The organism is Pseudomonadota bacterium (assembly GCA_039815145.1).
In the GTDB taxonomy this organism is placed as follows: domain Bacteria; phylum Pseudomonadota; class Gammaproteobacteria; order Steroidobacterales; family JBCBZW01; genus JBCBZW01.
The window spans coordinates 1-24,529 of sequence record JBCBZW010000071.1; the positions used below are offsets into that span (position 1 = coordinate 1).

A 24,529-nucleotide genomic window follows, 5' to 3' on the forward strand; every position below is an offset into this window, starting at 1 on the left:
AAGAACAACAACAAAAAGACCAGCAGCCAGGCAAATTTGCCGCCGCCAGAGCGTTTTGGAGCAGGCGCTGGGTCAGTGGCTGGCAGCCAGCGCGGAGTAGTCCCACAATGCTTGCTGCTCAAGAAATTCAAGGACTGGCTGGCACTCCTTCCTCGCTACAAGATCCTTAAGACTAATCGTTGCAGCATCGGCGGGTGGGAGAGGGTGTTGTAACTGAACTTCGAGAGACCAGCCAGGGTGATTGATGACGAGGGCATCGCCATTAAGTTGCGCGCGGACTGAGCCTCGTATCGGATACATGGTCTATCGGATTATCGCTGAGCTGGGTGTGGAAACCTTCCTCACCGTTACGTGGTCAGCGTGAGCCAGCTCCCGCAGCGCAAGCGCGAAAATCCAGCGCTCGTCATTGGCGGGGCCAAGGCCATCTGGACTCTCCTCTGATCGCTTCCTGGGTGTCGGACAATCGCAAGAGGCACGTTTAGCACTCTGCTCTAATTTGCTAGCTGCATCCGTTGTTCGCATGAAGTTTCCGCTTTGCCTGTGGATTGCTGATCAACTGAGTGGATTCCTACCCAATCGGGCCATAGTAAAATCAAGGTAGTAAGGGCGTCGACGGAGCATTATGGGTCGTAGCTGAGAAGCCAGCAATACCGAGTTGTACGACCGGCGTACTTCATCCTCCGTTAGGACCTTGCGGCTGGCTTCGTGCACGGAGCGGGTGACAGGATCGAAGAAAGAGGAGCCGATGTTGTGGTTGATGACTTTCACTGAGGCCTCGCCGAGCATGTCGGAGACGAGCTTGGCGGTGGTCTGGGAGCGGACGCCGAAGATGAGCTTGGCCTCGGTTTGGGAGAGCAGCGTCTCCAGGCTCTCACGGCCGTAAGCGTGGGACCACTCCTCCAGCTCCTGAATGATCAACCAGAGGACGATCTTGAACTCGCGCGCCAGGGTGAGTAGGCGCGGCAGGCCGTCAATACGGAAGTTGGTCGCCTCGTCGCAGAGGATGCAGATCGGCTTGCGGTGGCGTGAGCGCATCAGCTCCGTGAAGGCACACCACATCACCAGCCCGACCCAGGGCTTATAGACTTCGATCCGGGTCGGATCAGCCACAATGTAGACCGTGCCTTTCTTGCGCTTCAGCTCACCGAACCGGAAATCCGTTCCACTGACGCTCTCGGCCAGAGCGCCACTCGGGGCGAATACATCGAGCGCCTGGATGGCGCCCTCGCGGAAGGACTCGATTTGACGCGGGTCGCCCTCCTCTAGCTTGAGCAGGATGTCGTTGGCCATGGAGGCGAGATCCCCGTTCAGGATCGTGGTGGTGCGGGCGGCTTCGAGCGCCTCCATCAACTTGGACTTATCACTGAGCAGGGTGAAGGCCGCCGGCAGTGTCGCCACATCATCCTTCGCGCCGGCGGGTTGCTCGACCATGGTGACCAGATAGAGGAAGACGAAGCGCAGGAACTTGCGGGAACCGTTGCGCCAGAACTGGTTCTCTCCGGGCTGCGGCGGCTCCGGCAGGAGCTGCTTGGCCAGGGCCGCGGCGTCCGGCATCAGATCGCGATGGCGCTTCACATTTGCCCAGGCTTCGATCAGGAGGATGAGCGGGTTGTAGCGGGCGAACTTCTGCCCCTTCTTCGCGTGTACGCGCCCCGGATTGAGTTCGTAGGTCTTGTGGCGGAACTTGCGGCGCCGCATCTTCGAGGTCATGACCGCGAGCGTACCCTTCAGGTCCGGCACGATCATGCTCATCGCATTGTGGCAGAGGGCTGGGATCACAAAGCAGGTGGTCTTTCCCTCCCCCGCCGGCGCGACTACCAGTCCGGAGGATTCAACGTCGACAAAGACTTTGCGCTTGTTGTGTAGACCAGCGAAGAACCCTTTTCGGTTGTAAAGGCCGGCCTTCTTCACCTCCTCCTTGGAAGCCCAGCCGGCGGTGCCGCCCAGCCCCTTCTTGCGGAACACGCGGCTATAGATCCAGGCTTGTGGGATCGCCCGCAGGGCAAAGATGCACAGACCCAGGAGGTTGAGGATCGTCCCGATCCCGAAGATGACCGGGATGACCCAGAGCATCTCGTCATAGACCCAACTGCGGGTGAAATAGAAGATCGTCCCGTTGACGATCGTGGCGAGCAGCGTGCCGCTGAATCCCTTGTCCTGCTTCGCCATGATCTAGGACCCGTTGGGCGGCAGCCCCATCAGCACGAGCGGATTGATCACAGCCAGGTGTCGAGCGGTCGTCGCGCCACTGTCGAAGGCCTCGGCGATCCCTGCGCCCTGCTTGCCTGTCTTTGCCGAAAGACGAACGGCCTGGGACCAGGTTTGACCGTTCGCGCTCAGGCGGACTTCGGCCTGAACGCCCGAGAGAGTGAGTCCGCTATAGAAGCTGATCACGACCTGGAGCTGGTGCAGATTAACCGTGCCGGTGAAGGCGATCGTCTCGTAGCCATTGACCGGGGCGTTCTCACGCCCGCCCCGTGGGGCGCGGACATGGTCTTTCCAGTGAGTGCCCTCAGGCGTCTCGCTGCGCCCGAAATACAGCACCTCGGCTTGCCGGTGTGGCCGTGCGTAGATGTCGAGATCGCAGTGTGCGCAGTCCCAGGTGAGCCCGACCTCGACATTGGTCGCCGCGGCGATCATGTCCAGAGCGGGCGGCTGCGTCGTGATGGCAGTGTCATACAGGCGCTGGGGGATCTCCGCCGGACGCAGGCGGATCATCTCGCGCTTCTCCCCCTCCTCCAGCGTGTAGCCATGGGACGGGGCGCCCTTGCCCTGGCGGGCGCGGCTCAGGAGCGCCGTGCGATCGGAGGTAAAGCTCGCAAGCGCCATGCCGCGAGCGTCGGTGTAGAGCGTCCAGAAGCGCTGAACGAAGTAGCGGTGCTGATCGCTGTTCCAGCGAGTAGATGGAGGAAGGGCCAGATGGATTCGCACGGTGGAGGAAGGGCTGGCGATCCCCTTCGTGCCGAACGGTGTGTCGCCCTGGCTGCTGTTGATGTGGCCGTCGGACGGGATCAGCCCACTGGCCATGGAGACGGCGCCGTCCAGGCGATCGTCATAGAAAGGCGAGCCATAGACGATCACATCCAGCGGCTCGTCCGGGCTGGTGGTGTTCGCCACCAGGTGGCTCAGGAACTGCGGCAAGCGGATGGCGCCGAGGACTGCCGGCTCGGTCGCCCCGGACGGGGGCCGCGCCGCGGCCGCAAAACGCATCAGCGCGGCCACCGCTGACCGGTTGTAGGTGAGGCGCGCCTTGGGCGAGCGATAGGCCTTCCCTTCGGGGATGCGGAAGGTCGCGATGGTCCGCTGGTGCCAGGCATCGACGAAGATACCCTCATCCCCGGGCTCCATTTCGGTCAGCATCTGCAGGGTGGCAATGAGGGTCTCGCGAACCTGCATCGGCTCGGCATAGGGGGAGACACCGATCCGGGTCTCCTTTGCGACGCAGGCGGGGGTGTAGGTCAGCCAGACAAGGGCCAGGACGAAGCCAAGAAAGATGCGCATAGCGGCACTCCTCGTTTGGGGTGAGTGGGGAACGTGAGCTGTGTGGACAGTTGAGAGGGGGCTGGGAAGCAGGGAAACCTAGAGGCCCTGTGTCACCCGAGAGCGCAGGGCAATGTAGGCGGTGAGATGCTGGTTGATGACTGCCTCTCGAGCGGCATCCAGCGCCCTGAGCTGCCCGACCAGGGCACTGCGCCGATCGGCCAGCACCTTGTGCGTCTTCTCGTGTGCCGCCAGCGCGCGGGAGGCATTCAGGTACTCGGGGCTGGCGACGAAGCTGTGGGGCGCGTAGCGCAGGGAGATGTCCTCCGCCGCCAGGAACAGCGCTGCAGCCACCAGGAGCTCGGCCGAGAGCTGGAGGCCGACGAGCACCGGGCCCTTCCCGTCTGACTTCCCGACCGTGTCCCAGTCGAACCCGCCGGCGACGCCGGTGAAGTTGAGGGAGAAGGCGATGCACCAGGCCAGCAGGACGATGGCGGTGAGGATGTAGACGATGAGCGCGTAGCGCTTCTTCGTACGGCTGTACTCGAAGAAGCCGGAGATGAACTTCAGCGCCGTGGAGCCGGCGGGCAGCAGCCCGGAGAGAAACACGGCCAAAATAGGCTGCTCGATGAAGACGGGCTGGCCGGACGCCATGAGGTTGGCGTAGACATTGGCACCGCCCATGCCAAGCGCCAGGACCAGGCCAATCGAGATCATGATGAAGGAGATCTGATCCCGAAGCGCCCAACGCGTGTAGGGAATGGCCAGGTCTGGCGGCGGTGCGCCGCCCTCCCCCTCGTTCTTCTCCCCCCTGGCAACTGAGTCTGCGCTCGGCAAGTGCCGGGCACTGGTGCGCATGTCGCGCGTGGTGTTCGCGCACTTGGCGTCCAGCGCCCGGAGACGAGAGTCGGACTGCTGGTAGCGACCTTCGACGGCCTCGACCTCGAGCTCCAGCTGCGCGTGCTGCCGGCCGTGCTCGGCGTCGTAGAGGTGCCCGGCTTGCTCGCGGATCAACGCGGCCGCCGCATCCGCATCGGTGTGATGGGCGAGCGCGCGGATCATCTCTTCGATGCTGCCGCTCGGTGCCGGGCGCGCGGACTTACCGCCTGCGGCGGTGACCAGGCGATCCTGGGTGGTGCGTTTCTTGCGCGGCATGGATGTCTCCCAAGTCAAGCGTTGGGAGACAGTCTCGTCAGGTACTACGCCGAAGGTGGGAAACAGACTACTGCGACGGTGCCAGAATGTTTGCGCTTAAACATTTATGTTTGGTTTGTAAATCCCTAAATCGTGCACTAACAAAAACGTCTAGGTGGGAAACACGGTATACTCACGACCGTGCTGGTTGATTTCGGCCAGGAAGGCCGCAACCACGCTATCAAACGCCTCAGGCGATCAAGTGATCGCCACTACCCGACCGGGGGATAGATGACCAAATCGAAACTGTTGAAGACAATCGAAGCCATCCAGGCGCATAAGTGGCCCTCACCGCAGAAGCGTGCTGTCATTACAGCGCTGGCGCTCGGTGAAGAAGGCACAAGCGCGCATCTGTCAGAGCTGCTAGGGATTCCACTGCGGACACTCCACGTGCTGTGGTCCTCCCTGCGTGCAGACGGATGGGTTGAGTGGGACGGCGAGCAATACACCGTGAGCGACGAGGTGAAGGCCACAGTCGCGACATGGCAAACCCTAGCGAAAGCCAGCTAGAGCGTCTCCTCACAACGACAAAGGGCCGGACCACCGATGCGTGGCCAGGCCCTTTCTCTTTTGGGGGCTGCTACTTGCGGGAATTGAGATCCGGAGGCCACAGCGTGCCTACGGACCGGTCTGAGGGGGTACGGTCCGGCGGGGACATCGGCGACGTCTCTATCGGCCCTAGCGCGAAGTGACGTGCGATCGCCGGCTTCTCGATCCGGTAGTACAGATCGATCAGCCGCACACGCTCGAGAAGACGCGGTGTGCGGCGCGGGTGGCCGTCTGTTTCCTCAAAGTAGTACGAAAACCAGCGTGGATCTCCCAGGATCTTGTCGACCTCCGGCAATGGCCAGACCCACTTGTTCGGGCACAGGATCGTGCCTTCGAAACCAAAGATGGACCGGGCAATCGCATCCGGCCATTCTCTCCGCGACAACGGTTCGTTGCGTGCGGCGAGCCAACGACGCCGCGCGAGAGGTTCATTGGTCAGCTCCTCCTTCGTGGCAGTAAAGATCGTACGGTCGGGCATGGCGTTCTCCGGGCAGTGACTTCGGAGACAGCCTAGTGGGCGATTGGCAGCTGGGTGGGAAACAAGGACAACCGCATACAATCGTGTGGAATCTGTGGGAAACAAGTCGAATGTTCTTGCTTTGTACTACCCAATGATTCTATAAGCATTGGAAATCGCTCGATCTGCGACTCGGATGTCGCCCCACCCGATCGCCTCTCAACGGATCGAGCCACCTATTTCCCACGCGCCTTCGGGCCCGTGGGTATTTTTATCCCCGAAACCCTCAAACAGACGGTACGTGTGCCCGCAAGGCCCGTATGGGCCGGTGCGTCCGCACGCCCGTCAGAAAGGAAAGGAGACGATGACCTCAAACATCGAAAACACGGCAACACCGGAGGCCCCGCCGCCTCTGAGTGAAGTACAAGCCGGGCTCTCGCCGGAACGGCTGCGGCTGGATCCGGAACTCTATCGCGATGCGCTGGAAGAGCTATCGCTCTCACAGGAGCAGGAGAACACACTCCTGCAAGCGCTGTGGGAGATCATGCACATCTTTGTTGAGATCGGCTGGGGCGTTCAGCCGGTCCAGATGATGATCCCGCAGCTGCTCGCGCAGAATGTGCTGGACACATCCGAGGCGCTTGAGCAGGATGAAGACGTACCCAACCAAGGAGAAACAACAACGAAAACCAAGGAGGTTTGAATGATCAAAGAAGAAAAAGAACGCGCGCTTATATACTGCAGAATCTCGGATCCCAAACAGGGCCGTGAAGGCAGTGGATTGCTTAGTCAGGAGCAACGTTGCCGGGTCGCAGCGACCGAAATGGGCCTTGTTGTAGAAGACGTATTCCGCGATGAGATTTCGGGCGGAAGCGAGGTCGAGGAGCGGCCGGGAATGGTTGCTCTGTTGCAGCATCTGAGGGACAACTCCCACCGTCGCTACGTCGTTTTCTTTGACGACCTGAAGCGCTTGTCGAGGTCGACCAAGCATCATCTGATGCTCCGGGAACTGATGTCAGACCTCGGTGCACGAGTCGTCTGCCTGAACTACAGGTTCGACGATACGCCTGAAGGCGAGTTTATGGAGACCCTGTTTGCCGCTCAGGGGCAACTCGAGCGCAAACAGATTGGTCGACAGACCCGCCAGAAGACAAAGGCACGACTCGAAGCTGGATTCTATGCGTTCACCGCGCCAATCGGATTTCGCTTCATCAAGGGGAAATCCACCGGGAAACTGCTCGTGCACGATGAACGGGTCGGCCCGATCCTGACCGAGATGATGGAGGGGTTTGCCTCTGGTCGTTTCCAGACAAAGGAAGCAGCGAGGGTGTTTCTAGAGAACCATCCCGATTATCCCAAGTCCCGATCGACTGGAAAGGTCGGCAACAGCCACGTGCATCGCCTTCTGATCAACCCTGTGTATGCGGGGCAGGTGGAATACCTGCCGTGGGGTGTCACCCGCCGGAAGGGACAGCATAAGGGTCTCATTAGCTACGAGACGTTCGCACGTATCCAAGAGAGACTCGTGGAGCGTTCGCATGCTCCAGAACGGAAAGATCTCAATTTGGATTTCGCATGTCGAGGCGGCGTGTCGTGCAGCGGTTGCGGCAACGCACTGACAGCCGGGTGGTCCAGAAGCAAGACAGGCAAGCGACACCCGTATTATGTATGCCAAACAAGGACTTGCGCGCGAAAAGGAAAGTCAATTCGCCGAGACAAGCTCGAAGGCGAGTTTGCCGAACTGCTCAAGGCCTTGAGTCCATCGAAGCCCCTCCTCACCGTCGCCGGAACGATGTTCAGGGCGCTCTGGGACAAGGAAGGTGAAAGGCAACGGCTGCGACGCCAATCTTTGGATCAGCAGATACGGGAGTTGGATAAGCAACTTCGACTCGTTGTGGATCGCCTCGTCGATGCACGTAGTAGCACGGTTATGAACGCACTAGAGGAACGCGTTGAAGCCCTCGAAGAGCGCAAGCGTGTATTGATCTCAAAGAGAGAGGGTTTTGGCAAACCGCTGAAGCCGTTTGAGGCCATGTATCGAACTTCGATGCACTACCTTAGCAACCCGCATAAGGTCTGGGAATTTGGCGGGTTTGAGGAGAAGCGGGCCGTACTGAAGCTGACCTTCACCGAACGCTTGGTGTATGACCGAGATCATGGGTATCGAACCCCGTCTCTTTCCCTGCCCTTCAGGTTTTTGGGGACGCTTTCACAAGGGAGTCCCCTGATGGTGCCCGGGGCGGGACTTGAACCCGCACTTCCCGAAGGAAAGCGGATTTTAAGTCCGCTGCGTCTACCAATTCCGCCACCCGGGCCGTTTTCACGTGGGCTGGAACTGGCCAATCGCCATCCGCCCGACCCGTAGCATTCTACCCCCACACGGGGGTGCGGTATCAGTGGAACTGGCTGGCGGCAGGGCGGTGAAGCGCGGCTACCTTCTCAGGTCCACCCTAGCGATGGCGACCCTGAACGGCCTCACCGGTGAGTTCCACGAACCGCAGAATCGCCCCCGCGGTCACGAAGGCATCGGTGTCGCGGGCCCCTACTCGGGACAGGATGGCCAGGTCACGCGAGCAGTAGGATCCCCGCGAGAGCACCGAGCAGAGCTTAGTGACACGATCGCGCTCGACTTCCGTGCCCAGGGTCGGCCGACGGGTCAACTTCACCAACTCGCGTGGTTCCGCGGAGTGGACTTTGGCCGCCGAGGCGTGGATCGCGAGCCACCACGCGTAGGCGCGAAAGGCGGCGTAGCCCTCCGCGGCCGCTTCCTGCAACTCCTCCTTGGGAGGAGCGAACTGTGCGAGCCTGAGGCTGGTCACCGCCATCAGTTCGGGTGGAATCTCCGGCGGCTGCATGAGCTTCTCCCCAGCGCGAGAGGCGGTGGGTTCACTCGACATCGCAGGCGACATGTCCACCTGGGGAAACAGCACCCGGTCCTGCGGCGAGATCGGCACGACCAACGCGACGCAGCGATGCCGGTCATGCAGGGCGATCACCTGCTTGCCGACGCTGCTCCACTGACCCAAGCCAGCCACTAGGCGCTGCAGGCTGGCGCTGGTTGGAGGCGCCGGAATCAGGCCCGCCTCGGGCGCTGGCGAGGACGGCTTCGGTACCGTCGCGCCGCCGGCGCGTTGCCGGGCGGTAGCACGCCGAACACTCATTGTTGGCACCTCCGGTTGCGTGCCGTAGCGCCGAGGCCCCACGGATCGCGAGGTCCAGTCGACAGTTGGACAAAGGTGGATTACACCGGAGTCGGTAAGTGCGTACGTTGTTCGAATCGAGGTTTCCGCGCGTGCAAAGCGCCCGCGCGTCGCCCGGCGCGGGCGTTATGTGCACACGCCGCCCTCGACGATGGATCCCTCGGGCTTCAGGTCTCGGCCAGCTCGATCAGCAGGTCTTTGACGTCGACTTGGGTGCCCACCGGGGCCACCACCCGCTGCACCTTGCCGGGACGATCCGCCGTGACTGCGGTCTCCATCTTCATCGCCTCGAGCGTCAGCAGGGTGTCGCCACGCGCGACCACATCGCCCACGGCCACGGCCACGGAGGCGACCAGCCCCGGCATCGGCGCCCCCACGTGCATGGGGTTGGACGCGTCGGCCTGCTCGTGCACCTGGCGCGTGTAGGCGAGGGAGTTGTCGTTCACCCTGACCGAGCGCGGCTCGCCGTTGATCTCGAAGAACACGCGGCGCACGCCGTCATCGTCCGGCTCGGACTTGGTGAGGTAGCGGATCAGCACCTGCTTGCCGGGCTCCTCCTCGAGGGTGAGCTCCTCCCGCGACTGCATGCCGTAGAGGAACACGTGCGTCGGCAGGATGCTCACATCGCCGAAGGTCGCCTGGTGGCCTGCGAAGTCCGCGAAGACCTTCGGGTACATGGTGTGGCTCGCGAGATCCTGATCGCTGAGCGCGCGCCCCACGGCCTCCGCCACGCTCGCCCGCTCCGCCTCCAAGTCCATCGCCGGCATCTCCGCGCCGGGACGCCCCGTGTACGGCTCCTTGCCCCGACGCACCTTGGCGGCCAGCAGCTCGGGAAACCCGCCCGGGGGCTGGCCCAGCTCGCCCATGAAGAAGGACACCACCGAGTCGGGAAACGCCACCTCGAAGCCGGGGTCGACGAGCTGCTCGATGGTGATATCGGAGGTCACCATCATCAGCGCCATATCACCCACCACCTTGGACGATGGGGTGACCTTCACGATGTCACCGAAGGCTCTGTTCACCTCCGCGTAGGCCCGCGCCACCTCCGGCCAGCGTCGCGCGATACCTAAGGATTTCGCTTGCTCCTTGAGATTGGTGAACTGCCCGCCCGGCATCTCGTGCAGGTACACCTCGGAGGCGCCGAAGCGCAGATCGCTCTCGAAGGCCGTGTACTGCTGGCGCACCTGTTCCCAATAATCGCTGAGCAGGCGGATGTTGGCGGCGTCGAGGCCGGTGTCATGCTCCGTGTTGCGCAGGGCCGCCGCCAGGGAGCCGAGGTTCGGCTGGGAGGTCAGGCCGCTGAGCGAGTCCATGGCCGCGTCGAAGGCATCCACGCCCGCGTTCACCGCGGCCAGGATGCTGGCGCCGGAGTTGCCGCTGGTGTCGTGCGTGTGCAGGTGGATGGGCAGGCCCACCTCCTGCTTGAGCGCCGTGACCAGCTGGGTGGCGGCGGCAGGCTTGAGCAGGCCCGCCATGTCCTTGATCGCGAGGATGTGGGCGCCGGCGGCCTCCAACTCCTTGGCCAAGGCGACGTAGTAGCTCAAGGAGTACTTGTCACGCGCTGGATCGAGAATATCCCCCGTGTAGCAGATCGCCGCTTCCGCGATACGCCCGGTGGACGCCACCGCGTCGATCGCCAGGCGCATGTTCTCCACCCAGTTCAGGCAGTCGAAGATGCGAAACACGTGCACGCCCGCCTGCGCCGACTGGTCGACGAAGTAGCGCACCACGTTATCGGGGTAGTTGGTGTAGCCCACGCCGTTGGACGCCCGCAGGAGCATCTGCTGCATGAGGTTCGGCATGGACTCGGCGAGGTCTGCGAGGCGCTGCCAGGGATCTTCCTTCAGGAAGCGCATGGCCACATCGAAGGTGGCGCCACCCCAGGATTCCACGGAGAACAGCTGCGGCATCAGGCGCGCGTAGGCGGGGCCGATGCGCACCATGTCGATGGAGCGCATGCGCGTGGCGAGCAGGGATTGATGGGCGTCGCGGAAGGCCGTGTCTGTGACCACCGGTGTCGGCTGCGCCTTCAGCCAGCGGGCGACCGCTTCGGGACCTTCCCGTTCCAATAGCTGGCGCACACCGTCGGGCGGCGCCGGGTCCGTGGGCACCCGCGGCACCACGGGCGAGCGCAACACCTCCGGCTGCACCCGATCCTTGACCAGGTCGTTGCCGTTGACGATGACTTCGGCGATGTAATCGAGCACCTTGTTCAGCTGCGGGCCACTCTCGCCCACGTGCAGGAGTTCCGGGGTCTCGTCGATGAAACGGGTGGTGTAGTCCGCCTTGAGAAAGCCGGGGTGATCCAGCAGCGCCTGCAGGAACAGGGAGTTGGTCTCGACGCCGCGCACGCGGAACTCGCCGAGGGCGCGGCGCATGCGGTTGACGGCTTCCTCGTCATCGCGGCCGCTCGCCGTGACCTTCACCAGCAAGCTGTCGTAGTGGCGCGTGATCACCGCCCCCGAGTAGGCGGTGCCTGCGTCGAGGCGGATGCCCGGGCCTGAGGGGGAACGGTAGGCGGAGATCAGGCCGTAGTCCGGGATGAAGTTGTCGCGCGGATCCTCCGTGGTCACCCGGCACTGCAGCGCCGAGGCCAGGAGCTTGATGTCGTCCTGGGCGGGAATGCCCGAACTCTTGAAGTCCCCTACGCGGCCGCCGCCGGCGATGCGGATCTGGGACTTGACGATGTCGAGGCCGGTGACCTGCTCGGTCACCGTGTGCTCCACCTGCACGCGAGGGTTCACTTCGATGAAGTAGAAGTCACCGGACTCGCCGTCCTGCAGGAACTCCACGGTGCCCGCGTTCTGGTAGCCGGCCTCCCGCGCCAGGCGCAGGGCGGCGTCGCAGAGCGACTGGCGGCCCGCATCGTCCAGGTAGGGGGCGGGCGCGCGCTCCACCACCTTCTGGTGGCGGCGCTGCACGGTGCAGTCGCGTTCGAACAGGTGCACGATGTTGCCGTGTTCGTCGGCGACGATCTGCACCTCCACGTGGCGCGCCTTGCGCACGAGCTTCTCGAGGTAGACCTCATCGTTGCCGAAGGCGGCCTTGGCCTCGCGGCGCGCCAGGGTCACCTGATCGATCAGCCCGTCCTCGCTCTCGATCACCCGCATGCCGCGACCGCCGCCGCCCCAGCTCGCCTTGAGCATCATCGGGTAGCCGATGGCTGCTGCCGCCTTACGAATTTCATCGCCATCGGTGGGAAGCGGTGGCGTGGCCGGCATCACCGGCACCTTGGCGCGCTCAGCGAGCTGGCGCGCCTGCACCTTGTTGCCGAGGGCCCGCATCACGCTCGGCGGGGGACCGACGAACTTGATGCCGGCCGCCGCGCAGCGCTCGGCGAACTCGGGGTTTTCGGAGAGGAAACCGTAGCCGGGGTGCACAGCATCGCAGCCCGCCTCGAGGGCCACCTCGAGGATGCTGTCCACATCGAGGTAGGCCTCGACGGGGCGCTTACCAGCCCCCACCTGGTAGGCCTCGGCGGCGGCGAAGCGGTGTAGCGTGAGATGGTCCTGTTCGGCGTAGATCCCGACGGCGGGCAGCCCGAGTTCGCTCGCGGCGCGGATGATGCGAATGGCGATTTCGCTGCGGTTCGCAACCAGAAGCTTGCGAAACGGGGTGCTGTTCGGCATGGAGCGGGAATTCCCTTATCGGCCTACGGGGACGCTTCGATCATCGCACACCCTTTTGCGAATCGCCTTACGCGCTGCACTGCGATAAACTCCGCTCCCGAATTTTGACACTTCACTGCTGTGGGAGACCGCCCATGAGCACTTCTTCGCCTGGCGCGCGGTTCCGCGCCGCCCTCGAGGCAGAGCGTCCGTTGCAGATCGTCGGCGCGATCAACGCCTACTGCGCCCTGCTCGCCGAACGTGCCGGCTATCGCGCGATCTACCTGTCCGGTGCCGGCGTGGCAAACGCTTCCTTTGGCCTGCCGGACCTCGGCGTCACCACCCTCGATGACGTGGCGGAAGACGCCCGTCGCATCACCGCGGCCACGGACGTGCCCCTGCTGGTCGACGTCGACACGGGCTGGGGCGGTGCCTTCAGCATCGCTCGCATGATGCGCGAGCTGCATCGCGCCGGCGTGGCGGCGATGCACATCGAAGACCAGGTGGGCCAGAAGCGTTGCGGCCACCGGCCGAACAAGGCCCTGGTCAGCACCGAGGAGATGGTCGATCGCATCAAGGCGGCGGTGGACGCCCGAATTGACGAGTCCTTCGTCATCATGGCGCGCACCGACGCCCTCGCCGTGGAAGGCATGGAGCCGATGCTCGAGCGCATCGCGGCCTACGCCGAGGCCGGCGCAGACGCGATCTTCGCCGAGGCCATGACCGAGATCGGCCACTACCGCAGAGTCACCGAGAAGGTGCCCGTGCCCGTGCTGGCCAACCTCACGGAATTCGGCATGACCCCGCTCTACACGCGCGAGCAACTCGCCGAGGTGGGGGTGGCGATGGCCCTCTACCCGCTGTCGGCCTTCCGCGCCATGAGCAAGGCGGCGGAGAACGTCTACGCATCCCTGCGCGAGGCAGGTGTTCAGCAACCCGCCATCGTCGACACGATGCAAACCCGCGCGGAGCTCTACGAGGTGCTGGACTACCACGCCTACGAGGACAAGCTCGACGCGCTGTTCAGCCGCTCAGACAAGGAGGAGCAGTAGCCCATGGTGGACAAGAAACTCGGGGGCGCGGGCCTGCGCGGCCAAAGCGCCGGTGAAACCCGCCTGTGCACGGTGGGCCAGAGCGGCACCGGCCTGACCTACTGCGGCTACGACATCGCCGACCTGGCCGCCCAGGCCACCTTCGAAGAGGTCGTCTGGCTGCTCCACCACGACGAACTGCCCACCCAGGCTCAGCTCAGCGCCTATCGAGAACGTTTGCAATCGCTGCAAGAGCTGCCGCGACGGCTGCTCGAGGTGCTGGAGCGCATTCCTCCGGAAGCCCATCCGATGGACGTGATGCGCACCGGATGCAGCATGCTCGGCAACCTGGAGCCGGAGCTGAGCTTCCAGGACCAACACGCCGTCACCGATCGCCTGCTGGCCGCCTTCCCCGGCATCATCACCTACTGGTGGCGCTACGCGCAGCACGGCGAGCGCATCGATACGCGTTCCGACCAGCCGACCATCGCCGGCCACTTCCTGCACCTGCTCACGGGGCAGCCGCCATCGGCGATGCACCAGCGCGTGATGGACGTCTCGCTGATCCTGTACGCGGAGCACGAGTTCAACGCGTCCACTTTCACCGCCCGAGTGTGCGCCTCCACCCTGTCGGACATGCACTCGTGCGTGACGGGCGCTATCGGTTCCCTGCGCGGCCCCCTGCACGGCGGCGCCAACGAGGCAGCCATGGCCTTGATCGAACGCTTCGAGTCCCCAGAACAGGCCGTGGCCGAGGTGGGGGGCATGCTCGAGCGCAAAGAGAAGATCATGGGCTTTGGCCACGCCGTGTACCGCGAGTTCGATCCGCGCAACCCGATCATCAAGGAGTGGGCGGAGAAGTTGGCCAAGGGCTCGTCGGAGAAGGAGCAGATGTTCCACGTGGCGGACGCCATCGCCAAGCTCATGTGGGATGAGAAGAAGCTCTTCCCCAACGCGGACTTCTTCCACGCCCCGTCCTACCACTACCTCGGCATTCCGACGCCGCTGTTCACGCCGATCTTCGTGTGCTCGCGCACCAGCGGCTGGACGGCCCACGTGATCGAACAGCGCTCGAACAATCGCATCATTCGCCCGAGCGCGGATTACACGGGCACCGACGCGCGTGCCTACGTGCCGATCGAGCAACGCGGCTAGTCGTGCACTCGCCGAACGGAGCGGGCAGCCAGCAGGTTGCCCACTCCCTCCCAAAGCTTGTCGGCGATGGCTGGCCCTGCCCACCCACGCCCCTTGGCATTCCCTAACTCTTCGATTAGCTCGTGCCGGCCCACCGCGGCCCTGAGGGAATGGAGACGATCTTGCGATTTTGCTTCGCGCTGGCCTGCTTCACCCTGCTGTTGGCGGCGCACTCCGCCCTCGGGGCCACACGCGCCGAGGGACTCGCCCTTTGGCTCGCGTCCGGGCCCGACTGCAACACCTGCAAGATCTACGAGACCGCCGCTGAGCGGCGTGCCTACGGCGATCATCTGGTCCACGGCGAGCTCAGCCTGCCGATCGTGCACGTCGACAAACGTGATCTGTCCGCCCATGTGCTATCGCAGCTGCCCAAGGACATCGGCCCGCGCGGTCCCCATTGGGAGTTGCAACTCATCGTCCTGGTGATGGGCGAGCAGGAACGAGTGCTGTTCGCGGGCAACATCGCCGAATCCGCCGACATGCGCGCCCTGCGCTACGACGAGCAGGTCATGTTCCCGCCCGCGCAACCTGAGGCGCATCACCCGGCCTTGTCCCACGCGCTGCCCTACGCTGACTTCTTCAAGGCCCAATGGAACCTCGAGTACTTCGTCGAGGTCGCCGTCGACGGCCGGCGCCCGCGGGAGGAGATCGCCCTGGTCGATCTGCGCGCCCCCGTGCCCTACGAGCCAGCGCCACGCCTGGTGCTGTGGGGATCAGCGAGCACCCCGCTCGCCAACGCCACCTTCGTCAGCACCCGCCTCGCCGAAGCGCAACGGGTCTTCGCTGCGCTGAGCCCACAGTCCACTCGGGTCACCCTGCACGGCCACGGTCCCGCCGTCGACGGCAATGATGAGAGCCTGCTCGTGGACGGCGCCGTGGAGTTTCGCCGCGGTGACGTCGCCCGCGAATTCGCCGCCACTGCGGACGATCTGAACGCGGTGCTGAGTGGCATCCGGCAGACGCCGCGGGCCCGCACCCTGCTGTTCCAGGCGGGCCACGCCGGCCCCACGGGCGCGCCGCTCTGGGGCCACGGACTGACCCTGCGGCCACTCCACCTGGCTCCCCTGGGTGACGACGGCGGCGAACTCATCATGGTGAGCGGCGCCTGCCACGGCGGTCAGTTCGCCGAAGCCGTCAGCTGTGGCTTCTTCGCCGCCCATCCCGCCGTCACCGCCACCGGGTGCCAACTCTCGGCAGAAGCCATCGAAGCCTCCGACGACTACCTCAACCTCCTGCTCGGCTTCCTCGACGACAAGGCACGGCGAGATGAGCCTACCTCCTTGCACGCCGCCCACTGGTACGCGAGCGCTCGCCTGGAGCACCACCAGGTGCCCTACTCCACCTCCGATCACCTCATCGCCGAGGCCCTCGCGAGGGGCACCTGGCCGTCGGTGATCAGCGCGCGGTCGCTGCGGGTGAACGCCGATCTGCTGCCGAACGCAGAAGCGAGCGCGCTGCGCCATTTGCTCGAGGGGATGGATCCGCAGCAGTCGGTGTTCCTCGACGACGTGGTGGCCCGCAACCACGCCGCCTCGCAGGTGCTACGCGACGCCCGCGAGCTCACCTCCGCGCAGCGCAACGCCGCGATCGACCTGCCCTACCCCTTGAGCCTCGCGTTGCTCGCGAGGCGGGTGGTCTACCGCCAGCAACACCCGCAATCACCGGCCCTGGAGGCGACGCTCGCGTGTGAGACGCAGCCCCTGCGGGCGTTCCTGGCGCCGTCGCCAGCACCGATGACGCGTTGAGTCGGCGACGGCGCGGTCACGGTCAGTAGCGATAGCCGCGGCGGAAGCTGCGCGAACGGAAACCGTAGGGGCGATAACCGTAGTGATACGGCCGGTAGCCGTAGCCGCGACGAAATCCGTAACGCGATGAGTAGCGATAGCGCGAACCGCGGTGAAAGCGACGGTCACTCCGTCGAAAACCGCGCTTGGCCGTGCGATGGTGAACGCGCACCACCTCGGCGCGCTGCCCATCGGCCACCGTCTGGGCGGGCGCTACCTCCACGTTTGCGTGCGCCGCGCCGGCGGCGAAAAGGGACGCCAGCAGCGCCAGGGCAAGGGGCTTGAGCGATGAGGGCAGTCGATTCACTTCGATCTCCTTCGGGTAGCGATACCGGGGTTGCTTACCCGGAAAGTTGGCCACTCGGCCCCCACGGTTACGCCACCGCCCCGCTTGTGATCATTTCGTGAACTAATGGATTCGATCGCTGGGTACGCCTCCGGGGCGCGTTTGCTCGGCCACCAACTGGCCTGACCGTGGCAGCACCCCATAGACCCCACGGCCCCGCCTCATCATTCCGCGGCAAAGATTTAGGCGACTGATTACACGAAACAAATCGCTCTCTCGGCCAATCGGTAGTACCATCAGTGTCAAGCAGGGTAGACACGAGGACCCTCCGACAGGGGGGCTCGGGCGAGAGTGAGAGCGACAGTTGAGCCATCCGGCCGCCCCCGGCGGATGCGAGATCGCCCCGCACAACAGCGGGTGCACCCGGCCGCCGAGCGACGGCGCACCGACCTACTACGGTCCCGACAGGCGCCGTGTCGACGTGTCTCCAGCGCCCACGAGATGAAACCGTATGCGGCCGCTATACGTAACCCTGCTTATCTCCTTATCGCTTCCACGACGCTCGACCTGGAGGGGTGTCCCTGAGACCTATGGCGGATCCTGCTTCCCTCAATCCTGACGCCCCCGAGGCGCTGGTGGCCACGGCGCGCTCACGCCGCCTCGAACCGGTGGGCGTAGCCCTGATGGTGTTCATGCATCTGGCCGCGCTGATCGGCGTGTTCCTGGTCGGCGTGAGCCCGGTGGCGGTGCTGGTCGCGGTGCTCACCTACTCCCTGCGCATGTTCGGCATCACCGGCTGGTTCCATCGCTACTTCTCCCATCGCAGCTTCAAGACCTCGCGACCGGTGCAGTTCCTGTTCGGACTCATCACCACCGCGGCGGTCCAGCGTGGGCCCCTGTGGTGGGCCGCCCACCACCGCGACCATCACGCGCACACGGACACGCAGGCCGACGCCCACTCGCCCAAGGCCCACGGTTTTCTCTGGAGCCACATCGGCTGGTTCCTCTCGCCGGAGAACCTGGTCACCCGCGAGGAACGCATCCAGGACTTCTCCCGCTTCCCCGAGCTGCGCTGGCTGGACGAGTGGGATCTGTGGATCTCCGTGGGCTTCGCCGTGCTCCTGTGGCTGCTCGGCCTGGTGCTCAGCATCACGGCACCGAGCCTTGGCACCAGTTCCTGGCAGATGCTCGTGTGGGGCTTCTTCGTCAGCACCACCCTGCTCTACCACGCCACCTACTGCGTGAACTCGATCTGCCACATCTTCGGCCGCAAGCGCTTCGAGACCGGCGAGGACAGCCGCAACAACTGGTTCGTCGCCCTGATCACCTTCGGCGAGGGCTGGCACAACAACCACCACAAGTTCCCGCGCTCCGCGCGCCAGGGGCTGCGCTGGTGGGAGATCGACCTTACCTACTACGCCCTTTGGGTGATGGCGCGCCTGGGATTGATCTGGGACCTCAAGCCTCCCCCACAGGACGCCCTGTCCCACAGCATCTCGGCCAGCCAGGGAGCGTCTCGTTGAGAATCGCCGTCGTCGGTAGCGGCATCGCGGGGCTCACCGCCGCTCATTGCCTGCACCCGCAACACGAGGTGACCGTCTTCGAGCGCGACGCGCGCATCGGCGGCCACACCAACACGGTGGAGGTGGAGATCGACGGCACGGTCTGGCCCGTGGACACCGGGTTCATCGTCTTCAACGATTGGACCTACCCGAGCTTCAGCACCCTGATCCGCCATCTCGGCGTGCCGTCGCGACCGGCGGAGATGAGCTTCAGCGTGCGCTGTGACCGCACGGGGCGCGAGTACAAGGGCGATCAGACCAGCGACCTGTTCATCCAGAAGCGCAACGTGCTGCAACCCTCCTTCTGGCGGATGGTTCGCGACATCCTGCGCTTCAACGCCGAAGCACCGCGACTGCTCCAGTCCTTGTCGCCCGAACAGACGCTCGGCGAGTTCCTGGCAGAGCACCGCTACTCGAAGCCTTTCGTCGATCACTACGTGGTGCCGATGGGGGCGGCCATCTGGTCGGCGCAGCCGGACATGATGGGGGAGTTCGGCGCGGAGTTCTTTATCCGCTTCCTGCGTAACCACGGGATGCTGAATCCGGAGCGGCGTCGCTTCTGGCGCACGATCGTGGGCGGCTCCCACACCTACGCGAAGGCCCTGAGCGCCCCCCTCGCTGATCGCATCCACACGGGCAACGGCGTGACCCGCGTGCAACGCACGGACGCGGGCGTCGCCCTGACCCTGGAAGACGGCCACACGGCAATGTTCGATCACGTCTTCATGGCCTGCCACAGCGATCAGGCGTTGCAGCTATTGGCGGATCCGAGCCCCCTCGAGCGGGAGACCTTGGAGGCGATCCGCTACCAACCGAACGAAGCGGTGCTGCACACGGACGCCTCCGTGCTGCCCAGACGCACCGGCGCCTGGGCCTCCTGGAACTACCACATCCCGCGCGAAGCGCAGGACCGCGTGGCCGTCACCTATTACATGAACCGTCTCCAGGGCCTGCGTGCTCCCGTGCCCTTCTGCGTGACGCTCAACGATCCGGGACACATCGATCCGGCCAAGGTGATCCAACGCATCGAGTACGCTCATCCCATCCTCGACGCCCGCGCCGACGCGGCCAAGGCCAAGGCCCAGCAGCTGGACGGCACCGCTCGCACCTCCTACTGCGGCGCCTACTGGCGGAATGGATTTCACGAGGACGGTGTGCGCAGCGCACTCGATGCCGTCCACGCCTTCAGGGAACGACACCACGATGAAGACCGCGCTCTACCAAGGGTGGGTTAGGCATCGGCGCCACGCGCCACGCGAGCACGCGTTTCGCTACGGCCTGTTCATGGTGCTGCTGGACCTCGATGAGCTGCCGACGGCGTTCGACGGCCTCCCCGGCTGGTCCGCCCGCGGCCCGTCCCTGGCGTGGTTTCGCCGGGCCGACCACTACGGCGATGCGGACGTGCCGTTGCGCGAGACCATCGAGCGCCTCGTCGAGCAGAGCCTCGACCGCCCCGTGCGCGGCGCGATAAGACTGCTCACGCACTTGCGCTACTTCGGCTACTGCTTCAACCCGATCAGCTGCTACTACTGCTACGACGAGCACGACCGCCTCGACGTGGTCGTCGCGGAGGTCAACAACACCTGGGGCCAACGCCATTGCTACGTGCTCGATGTGACCAAGGCGACGGCGCACCCCGGCGGCTGGTTCCATTGGGAGACGCCCAAGCAGCTTCACGTCTCGCCCTTCATGCCGATCGATCTCGATTACCAATGGCGCTTTCGCGATCCGCGGGAGAGCCTCGGCCTGCACATGCAGAACCGGCCTTCAGCCCAGGAAGGCACCGGCGAGCCCCTGTTCGATGCGTCGCTCATGCTCGAACGACGCCCCCTGACGGCCCGCAGCGCCCTGGCCGCCCTCTTTCGCTTCCCCCTGATGACCGCCCAGGTGATCGGATCCATTCACTTCGAAGCGCTGAAGCTGTGGCTCAAGCGCACGCCGCTCTTCCCCGATCCCCATATCGGGCGACGTAAGGAAACGCCGGAGATCCGCTGATGACTGAACACGATCGACCGACCCTCGAGTCAGCACGATCTCTATCCACCGCGAGTGCCCGCGGGGGCATGATCGCGCGCTTCTGCCGCCGCGCCATCTTCGAGCAACTCTCGGCCCTCACCCGCGGCTGCATCACGATCGAGGAAGCGGGCGCGCGCCACGTGTTCGGTAACCCCCTCGACGCGCAGCAGGCCAACGTGCGCGTGCTGGACCCCGGCCTGTGGGCGGCGGCGGCGAGCGGCAGCGTGGGCCTCGGCGAGGCCTACATGAACGGCCTGGTGGAGGTGGACGATCTCACCCAGCTGATCCGCATCTGCGCCAGCAACGAGGAGCTTGCCACCACCTACGATTTTCGCTGGTCGGGCATCGTCGAGCCCGCACGACGTCTGCTCTACTGGCTGGACCGCAACACGCGCAGCGGCAGCCAACGCAACATCGCCCGCCACTACGACCTCGGCAACGATCTCTTCGAGCACTTCCTCGACCCCACGATGATGTACTCCTGCGGCGTCTTCCCCACGCCGGAGAGTTCCATGGAGGAGGCCTCCCACGCCAAGCTGGACCTGATCTGTCGCAAGGCTGACCTGCGCCCAGGCGTGCACGTGCTGGAGGTGGGCACCGGCTGGGGTGGCTTCGCGATTCACGCCGCCAAGCACTACGGCTGCCGGGTCACCACCACCACCATCTCGCGCGAACAGCACCGCTTCGCCTGCGAGCGGGTCAAGGCGGAGGGCTTGGAAGATCGCATCGAGATCCTGTTGGAGGACTATCGCGACCTCCAAGGGCAATACGACCGCGTGGTCTCGATCGAGATGGTCGAGGCCGTCGGTCACCAGTATCTGGGTAAGTTCTTCGAGGTGTGCGCGGCGCGCCTCAAGCCCGATGGCGTGATGGTGATGCAGGCGATCACGATCCGTGATCGCGAGTACGACCGCGCCCGACGCACCGTCGACTTCATCAAGCGCTACATCTTCCCGGGCAGCTTCCTGCCCTCGATCGAGGAGATCAGCCGCCGCGTGCGCGAGTCCTCGGATCTCACGATCTTCCACGTGGAGGACATCGGCCTGCACTACGCCCGCACCCTGGAGCTGTGGCGCGAACGCTTCGAGGAGAACGCCCAGGCGATCCGCGACCTCGGCTACGACGAGCGCTTCATGCGCATGTGGCGCTTCTACCTGTGCTACTGCGAGGCGGGCTTCCTCGAGCGCCGTATCAGCGATGTGCACATGATCTTCCACAAGCCGGCGGCGCGCTTCGAATGGCCGACGCTGATGCAGACCCAACCCTCCCCCGCCACTTCGTCCTGAGGAGCACGAGACGTGAACGGAATCGACCTGGCTGAGCGCGGCCTCCTGCCCGACTTCCTCATCCGCCTCGGCATCTGGCAGGCCAACCGGCAGCGCCTGCACACGGAGACGGTGCGCAGCGTCGAACGCCAGTTCGAGCGCTACCAGGAGCGGATCGAGGAGCTGCGCTCGAGCCCCGTGGCGATCAACACGGACCGCGCCAACGAACAGCACTATGAGGTGCCCGCGGCCTTCTTCCAGCACGTGCTCGGCAAGAACTTGAAGTACAGCAGCTGCTACTGGCCGCAGGGCGTGCGTGACCTCGACAGCGCGGAAGACGCCATGCTCGAGCTCACCTGCGAGCGCGCCCAGCTGCAGGACGGCGACCGCATCCTCGAGCTCGGCTGCGGCTGGGGCTCGATCACCCTGTGGATGGCCTCCCACTACCCCAACGCGCAGATCACCGCTGTGTCGAACTCCGCCAGCCAGCGCCGCTTCATCATGGACCAGGCGGCCCTGCGCAAGCTCGACAACGTGGAGGTGATCACCTGCGATGTGAACGAGTTCGACACCCAGGAGCGCTTCGACCGCGCCATCTCCATCGAGATGTTCGAGCACGTGCGCAACTACAAGACCCTCACCTCACGCATCCACGACTGGCTCAAGCCCGACGGCACCCTGTTCGTGCACATCTTCTGTCACGCCCAGCACCTCTACCCCTTCATCGATGAGGAAGGCGTGGATGACTGGATGGGCCGGTACTTCTTCTCGGGCGGGCAGATGCCGGCGGCGGACACGCTGCTGCACTTTCAGGACAAGCTGAAGCTCGACGCCCAATGGCGCGTGAGCGGTGTGCACTATCAGAAGACCGCCGAGGCCTGGCTGCAGCGCCAGGACATGAAGAAGCATCTGATCATGCCCGTGCTGCAAGACGTCTACGGCATGGACGAAGCAGCGCGGTGGTTCCAGCGCTGGCGCATGTTCTTCATGGCCTGCGCCGAGACCTTCGGCTACGACAACGGCCGGGAGTGGCTGGTGGGCCACTACCGTTTCCGCCGCCCCGCCTAGATGCGGCCTTAGGCCTCTACGTTGTCATAGGTCACTGCTCCGTACTTGACGGAAGGCTTATGTGACGGTGTTCACACCGTCCCGCCGGGCGAGCACCCGGCGTTGGTGCGCGCTTGGCCGGCCGCTGCTGTGAAATACGCCTCATCACGGACTCGTTGATGAAGGCATCGCCATGACCACGCGCCACCTGCGCCACCGCACCGCCCTGCATTTCTCGCTCCTGCTGGCAGCCACCGCCCCGTTTGCCGCGCTAGCCACCGACCCGACATCCGTCAGCGCCCCGGTGAGCCAGGCGGCGTCTGCGGTCCAGCAGCAGTACATCGTGCGTGCCGAGAACGTCGACGCCGCGAAGCGCGCCGTGCTCGCCGCCGGTGGCACCTGGAGTTCTCCGCTGACGAACCTCGGCATGGTCAGCGCCAGCCTCACGCAGGACGCGTTCGCCAAGCTCGCCGCGATGGACGGTGTCAGCGTCTCCCGCGACTGGTCCGTGCAGGTCAACGGCAAGAAGGACAAGGGCAAGAAGGCCGACGAGCCCGAGAAGGCCCAGGGTAAATCCCGCAAGTTCTCCCACGAACACCTGACGGACCAGGAGGTCGGCCACACACTGCTCGTGGGCGCCGATTCGCTGCACGCCGCTGGGGTGAAGGGGAAAGACGTCACCATCGCGGTGATCGACACGGGCCTGTGGGACGACAAGCACAAGGACACCGACAAGCGCCTCCTCGCCACCCTCGACGCCACCAAGCAGCCCGCCAAGCTCGCTAAGGAGGTCAAGGACGAGAACGGCCACGGCACCCATATCAGCGGCATCATCGCCGCAGACAAGAAGGCTGACGGGGTCCACGAGGGTATCGCGCCGAAGGCGGATCTGATCGCCATCCGGGCTTTCGACGCAAACGGCGCCGGCGCCTACATGGACGTCATCCGCGCCATCGACTGGGTGATCGGCAACCGCGACGAGTACAACATCCGCGTGCTGAACCTCTCCTTCAGCGCGACGCCGCGCTCGCACTACTGGGACGATCCCCTGAACCAAGCCGTCATGGCCGCGTGGCAGGCCGGCATCGTCGTGGTGGCGTCCGCCGGCAACACGGGCCCCGACCCCATGACGATCGGTGTGCCCGGCAACGTGCCGTACATCATCACCGTGGGCGCGGTCACCGACGCCTACACGCCCTACGACCCGAGCGATGATCACCTCGCAAGCTTCTCCTCTGCCGGCCCGACCCACGAGGGCTTCGTGAAGCCCGACCTGGTCGCCCCCGGTGGCCACGTCACCGCGTGGATGCCGTACGACGCCAAGATCCCCCGCACCCACGCGTCGGACATGAAGAAGAAGGAGGAGTACTTCAGCATGTCCGGCACGTCCCAGGCCGCCGCCGTGGTGAGCGGCGTGGTGGCCCTGATGCTGGAAGAAGATCCGTCGCTAACGCCGGATACGGTGAAGTGCCGCCTGATGGCCACGGCTCGCCCCGCCATCGAGAAGGGCGAACTCGCCTACAGCGTGCTCCAGCAGGGCGCCGGTCTGGTGAACGCGGTGGACGCGGTGGCGAGCGGCGCCGACGGCTGCGCCAACACTGGCCTCGACCTTCAGGCGGACCTCACAGGCGAGCGTCACTTCGGTGGGCCCGTGGGGATGGCAGAGGATGGGACGTTCTTCGTCCATGACGGTAGCGGCACACCCCTGGAAGGCAACGGCTACACGTGGAGCCAGGGTTACACCTGGAGTCAGGGCTATACCTGGAGCCAGGGCTACACCTGGAGCCAGGGCTACACCTGGAGTCAGGGCTACACCTGGAGTCAGGGCTACACCTGGAGTCAGGGCTACACCTGGA

General features: G+C 64.7%; 19 protein-coding genes and 1 tRNA gene. 12 read left to right on the plus strand and 8 right to left on the minus strand.

Going from position 1 to position 24,529, the window contains the following annotated elements; all coding sequences use genetic code 11:
- Positions 1 to 213, plus strand: a 213-nt coding sequence (locus AAF184_16240) for a hypothetical protein (protein ID MEO0423890.1), incomplete at its 5' end; no start/stop codon positions are given.
- A 339-nt stretch (positions 214 to 552) separates the two neighbouring features.
- Here the strand turns inward: AAF184_16240 and AAF184_16245 are convergent.
- The 3 genes from AAF184_16245 to AAF184_16255 form a co-directional block, all read right to left on the minus strand.
- Positions 553 to 2,169 (minus strand): type IV secretory system conjugative DNA transfer family protein, encoded by a 1,617-nt coding sequence (locus AAF184_16245; GenBank protein MEO0423891.1) that lies wholly within the window; start codon positions 2,167 to 2,169, stop codon positions 553 to 555.
- 3 nt (positions 2,170 to 2,172) lie between these two features.
- A complete protein-coding gene (locus AAF184_16250; GenBank protein MEO0423892.1) occupies positions 2,173 to 3,501 on the minus strand; it encodes a hypothetical protein in 1,329 nt (442 codons plus the stop codon).
- Positions 3,502 to 3,579: 78 nt separating this feature from the next.
- Complete coding sequence (locus tag AAF184_16255) at positions 3,580 to 4,635, minus strand: hypothetical protein (protein ID MEO0423893.1); 1,056 nt, start codon at positions 4,633 to 4,635, stop codon at positions 3,580 to 3,582.
- A 270-nt stretch (positions 4,636 to 4,905) separates the two neighbouring features.
- On the opposite strand from AAF184_16255, the gene AAF184_16260 reads away from it, so the two are divergent.
- Positions 4,906 to 5,184, plus strand: a complete 279-nt coding sequence (locus tag AAF184_16260) for a hypothetical protein (protein MEO0423894.1) — start codon at positions 4,906 to 4,908, stop codon at positions 5,182 to 5,184.
- Between the two features lie 70 nt (positions 5,185 to 5,254).
- Here AAF184_16260 and AAF184_16265 read toward each other — a convergent pair whose 3' ends face one another.
- Positions 5,255 to 5,701, minus strand: a complete 447-nt coding sequence (locus AAF184_16265) for a hypothetical protein (GenBank protein MEO0423895.1) — start codon at positions 5,699 to 5,701, stop codon at positions 5,255 to 5,257.
- A gap of 343 nt (positions 5,702 to 6,044) precedes the next feature.
- On the opposite strand from AAF184_16265, the gene AAF184_16270 reads away from it, so the two are divergent.
- Positions 6,045 to 6,383 carry a hypothetical protein gene (locus tag AAF184_16270; GenBank protein MEO0423896.1) on the plus strand — a complete coding sequence of 113 codons (339 nt, stop codon included), beginning with the start codon at positions 6,045 to 6,047 and terminating at the stop codon, positions 6,381 to 6,383.
- A 1,525-nt stretch (positions 6,384 to 7,908) separates the two neighbouring features.
- Here AAF184_16270 and AAF184_16275 read toward each other — a convergent pair.
- The 3 genes from AAF184_16275 to AAF184_16285 form a co-directional block, all read right to left on the minus strand.
- Positions 7,909 to 7,995: transfer RNA gene (locus tag AAF184_16275), tRNA-Leu, on the minus strand.
- Positions 7,996 to 8,130: 135 nt separating this feature from the next.
- Entirely contained in the window at positions 8,131 to 8,841 is a 711-nt protein-coding gene (locus AAF184_16280) for a hypothetical protein (protein MEO0423897.1), read from the minus strand.
- 206 nt (positions 8,842 to 9,047) lie between these two features.
- The gene (locus tag AAF184_16285) at positions 9,048 to 12,509 is read right to left on the minus strand and encodes a pyruvate carboxylase (GenBank protein MEO0423898.1); all 3,462 of its coding nucleotides are present in this window, start codon (positions 12,507 to 12,509) and stop codon (positions 9,048 to 9,050) included.
- A 134-nt stretch (positions 12,510 to 12,643) separates the two neighbouring features.
- On the opposite strand from AAF184_16285, the gene prpB reads away from it, so the two are divergent.
- The 3 genes from prpB to AAF184_16300 all read left to right on the plus strand — a co-directional run bounded on the left by prpB (position 12,644) and on the right by AAF184_16300 (position 16,458).
- On the plus strand, positions 12,644 to 13,540 hold the full coding sequence (gene prpB, locus AAF184_16290) for a methylisocitrate lyase (GenBank protein MEO0423899.1): 897 nt from the start codon (positions 12,644 to 12,646) through the stop codon (positions 13,538 to 13,540).
- A 3-nt stretch (positions 13,541 to 13,543) separates the two neighbouring features.
- Positions 13,544 to 14,674 (plus strand): 2-methylcitrate synthase, encoded by a 1,131-nt coding sequence (prpC, locus tag AAF184_16295; protein MEO0423900.1) that lies wholly within the window; start codon positions 13,544 to 13,546, stop codon positions 14,672 to 14,674.
- Positions 14,675 to 14,835: 161 nt separating this feature from the next.
- A complete protein-coding gene (locus AAF184_16300) occupies positions 14,836 to 16,458 on the plus strand; it encodes a hypothetical protein (GenBank protein ID MEO0423901.1) in 1,623 nt (540 codons plus the stop codon).
- A 22-nt stretch (positions 16,459 to 16,480) separates the two neighbouring features.
- Here AAF184_16300 and AAF184_16305 read toward each other — a convergent pair whose 3' ends face one another.
- Entirely contained in the window at positions 16,481 to 16,804 is a 324-nt protein-coding gene (locus tag AAF184_16305; protein MEO0423902.1) for a hypothetical protein, read from the minus strand.
- 569 nt (positions 16,805 to 17,373) lie between these two features.
- On the opposite strand from AAF184_16305, the gene AAF184_16310 reads away from it, so the two are divergent.
- The 6 genes from AAF184_16310 to AAF184_16335 all read left to right on the plus strand — a co-directional run.
- Positions 17,374 to 18,306, plus strand: a complete 933-nt coding sequence (locus AAF184_16310) for an acyl-CoA desaturase (GenBank protein MEO0423903.1) — start codon at positions 17,374 to 17,376, stop codon at positions 18,304 to 18,306.
- A complete protein-coding gene (locus tag AAF184_16315; protein ID MEO0423904.1) occupies positions 18,303 to 19,580 on the plus strand; it encodes an FAD-dependent oxidoreductase in 1,278 nt (425 codons plus the stop codon). The genes AAF184_16310 and AAF184_16315 overlap by 4 nt, the downstream gene beginning before the upstream one ends.
- Positions 19,549 to 20,340 carry a DUF1365 domain-containing protein gene (locus tag AAF184_16320; protein ID MEO0423905.1) on the plus strand — a complete coding sequence of 264 codons (792 nt, stop codon included), beginning with the start codon at positions 19,549 to 19,551 and terminating at the stop codon, positions 20,338 to 20,340. The genes AAF184_16315 and AAF184_16320 overlap by 32 nt, the downstream gene beginning before the upstream one ends.
- Positions 20,340 to 21,647 carry a cyclopropane-fatty-acyl-phospholipid synthase family protein gene (locus tag AAF184_16325; GenBank protein ID MEO0423906.1) on the plus strand — a complete coding sequence of 436 codons (1,308 nt, stop codon included), beginning with the start codon at positions 20,340 to 20,342 and terminating at the stop codon, positions 21,645 to 21,647. Before AAF184_16320 ends, AAF184_16325 begins: the two co-directional genes overlap by 1 nt.
- A 12-nt stretch (positions 21,648 to 21,659) precedes the next feature.
- On the plus strand, positions 21,660 to 22,694 hold the full coding sequence (locus AAF184_16330; protein ID MEO0423907.1) for a cyclopropane-fatty-acyl-phospholipid synthase family protein: 1,035 nt from the start codon (positions 21,660 to 21,662) through the stop codon (positions 22,692 to 22,694).
- A 172-nt stretch (positions 22,695 to 22,866) separates the two neighbouring features.
- On the plus strand, positions 22,867 to 24,529 hold a 1,663-nt coding region (locus AAF184_16335; GenBank protein MEO0423908.1), incomplete at its 3' end, for a S8 family serine peptidase.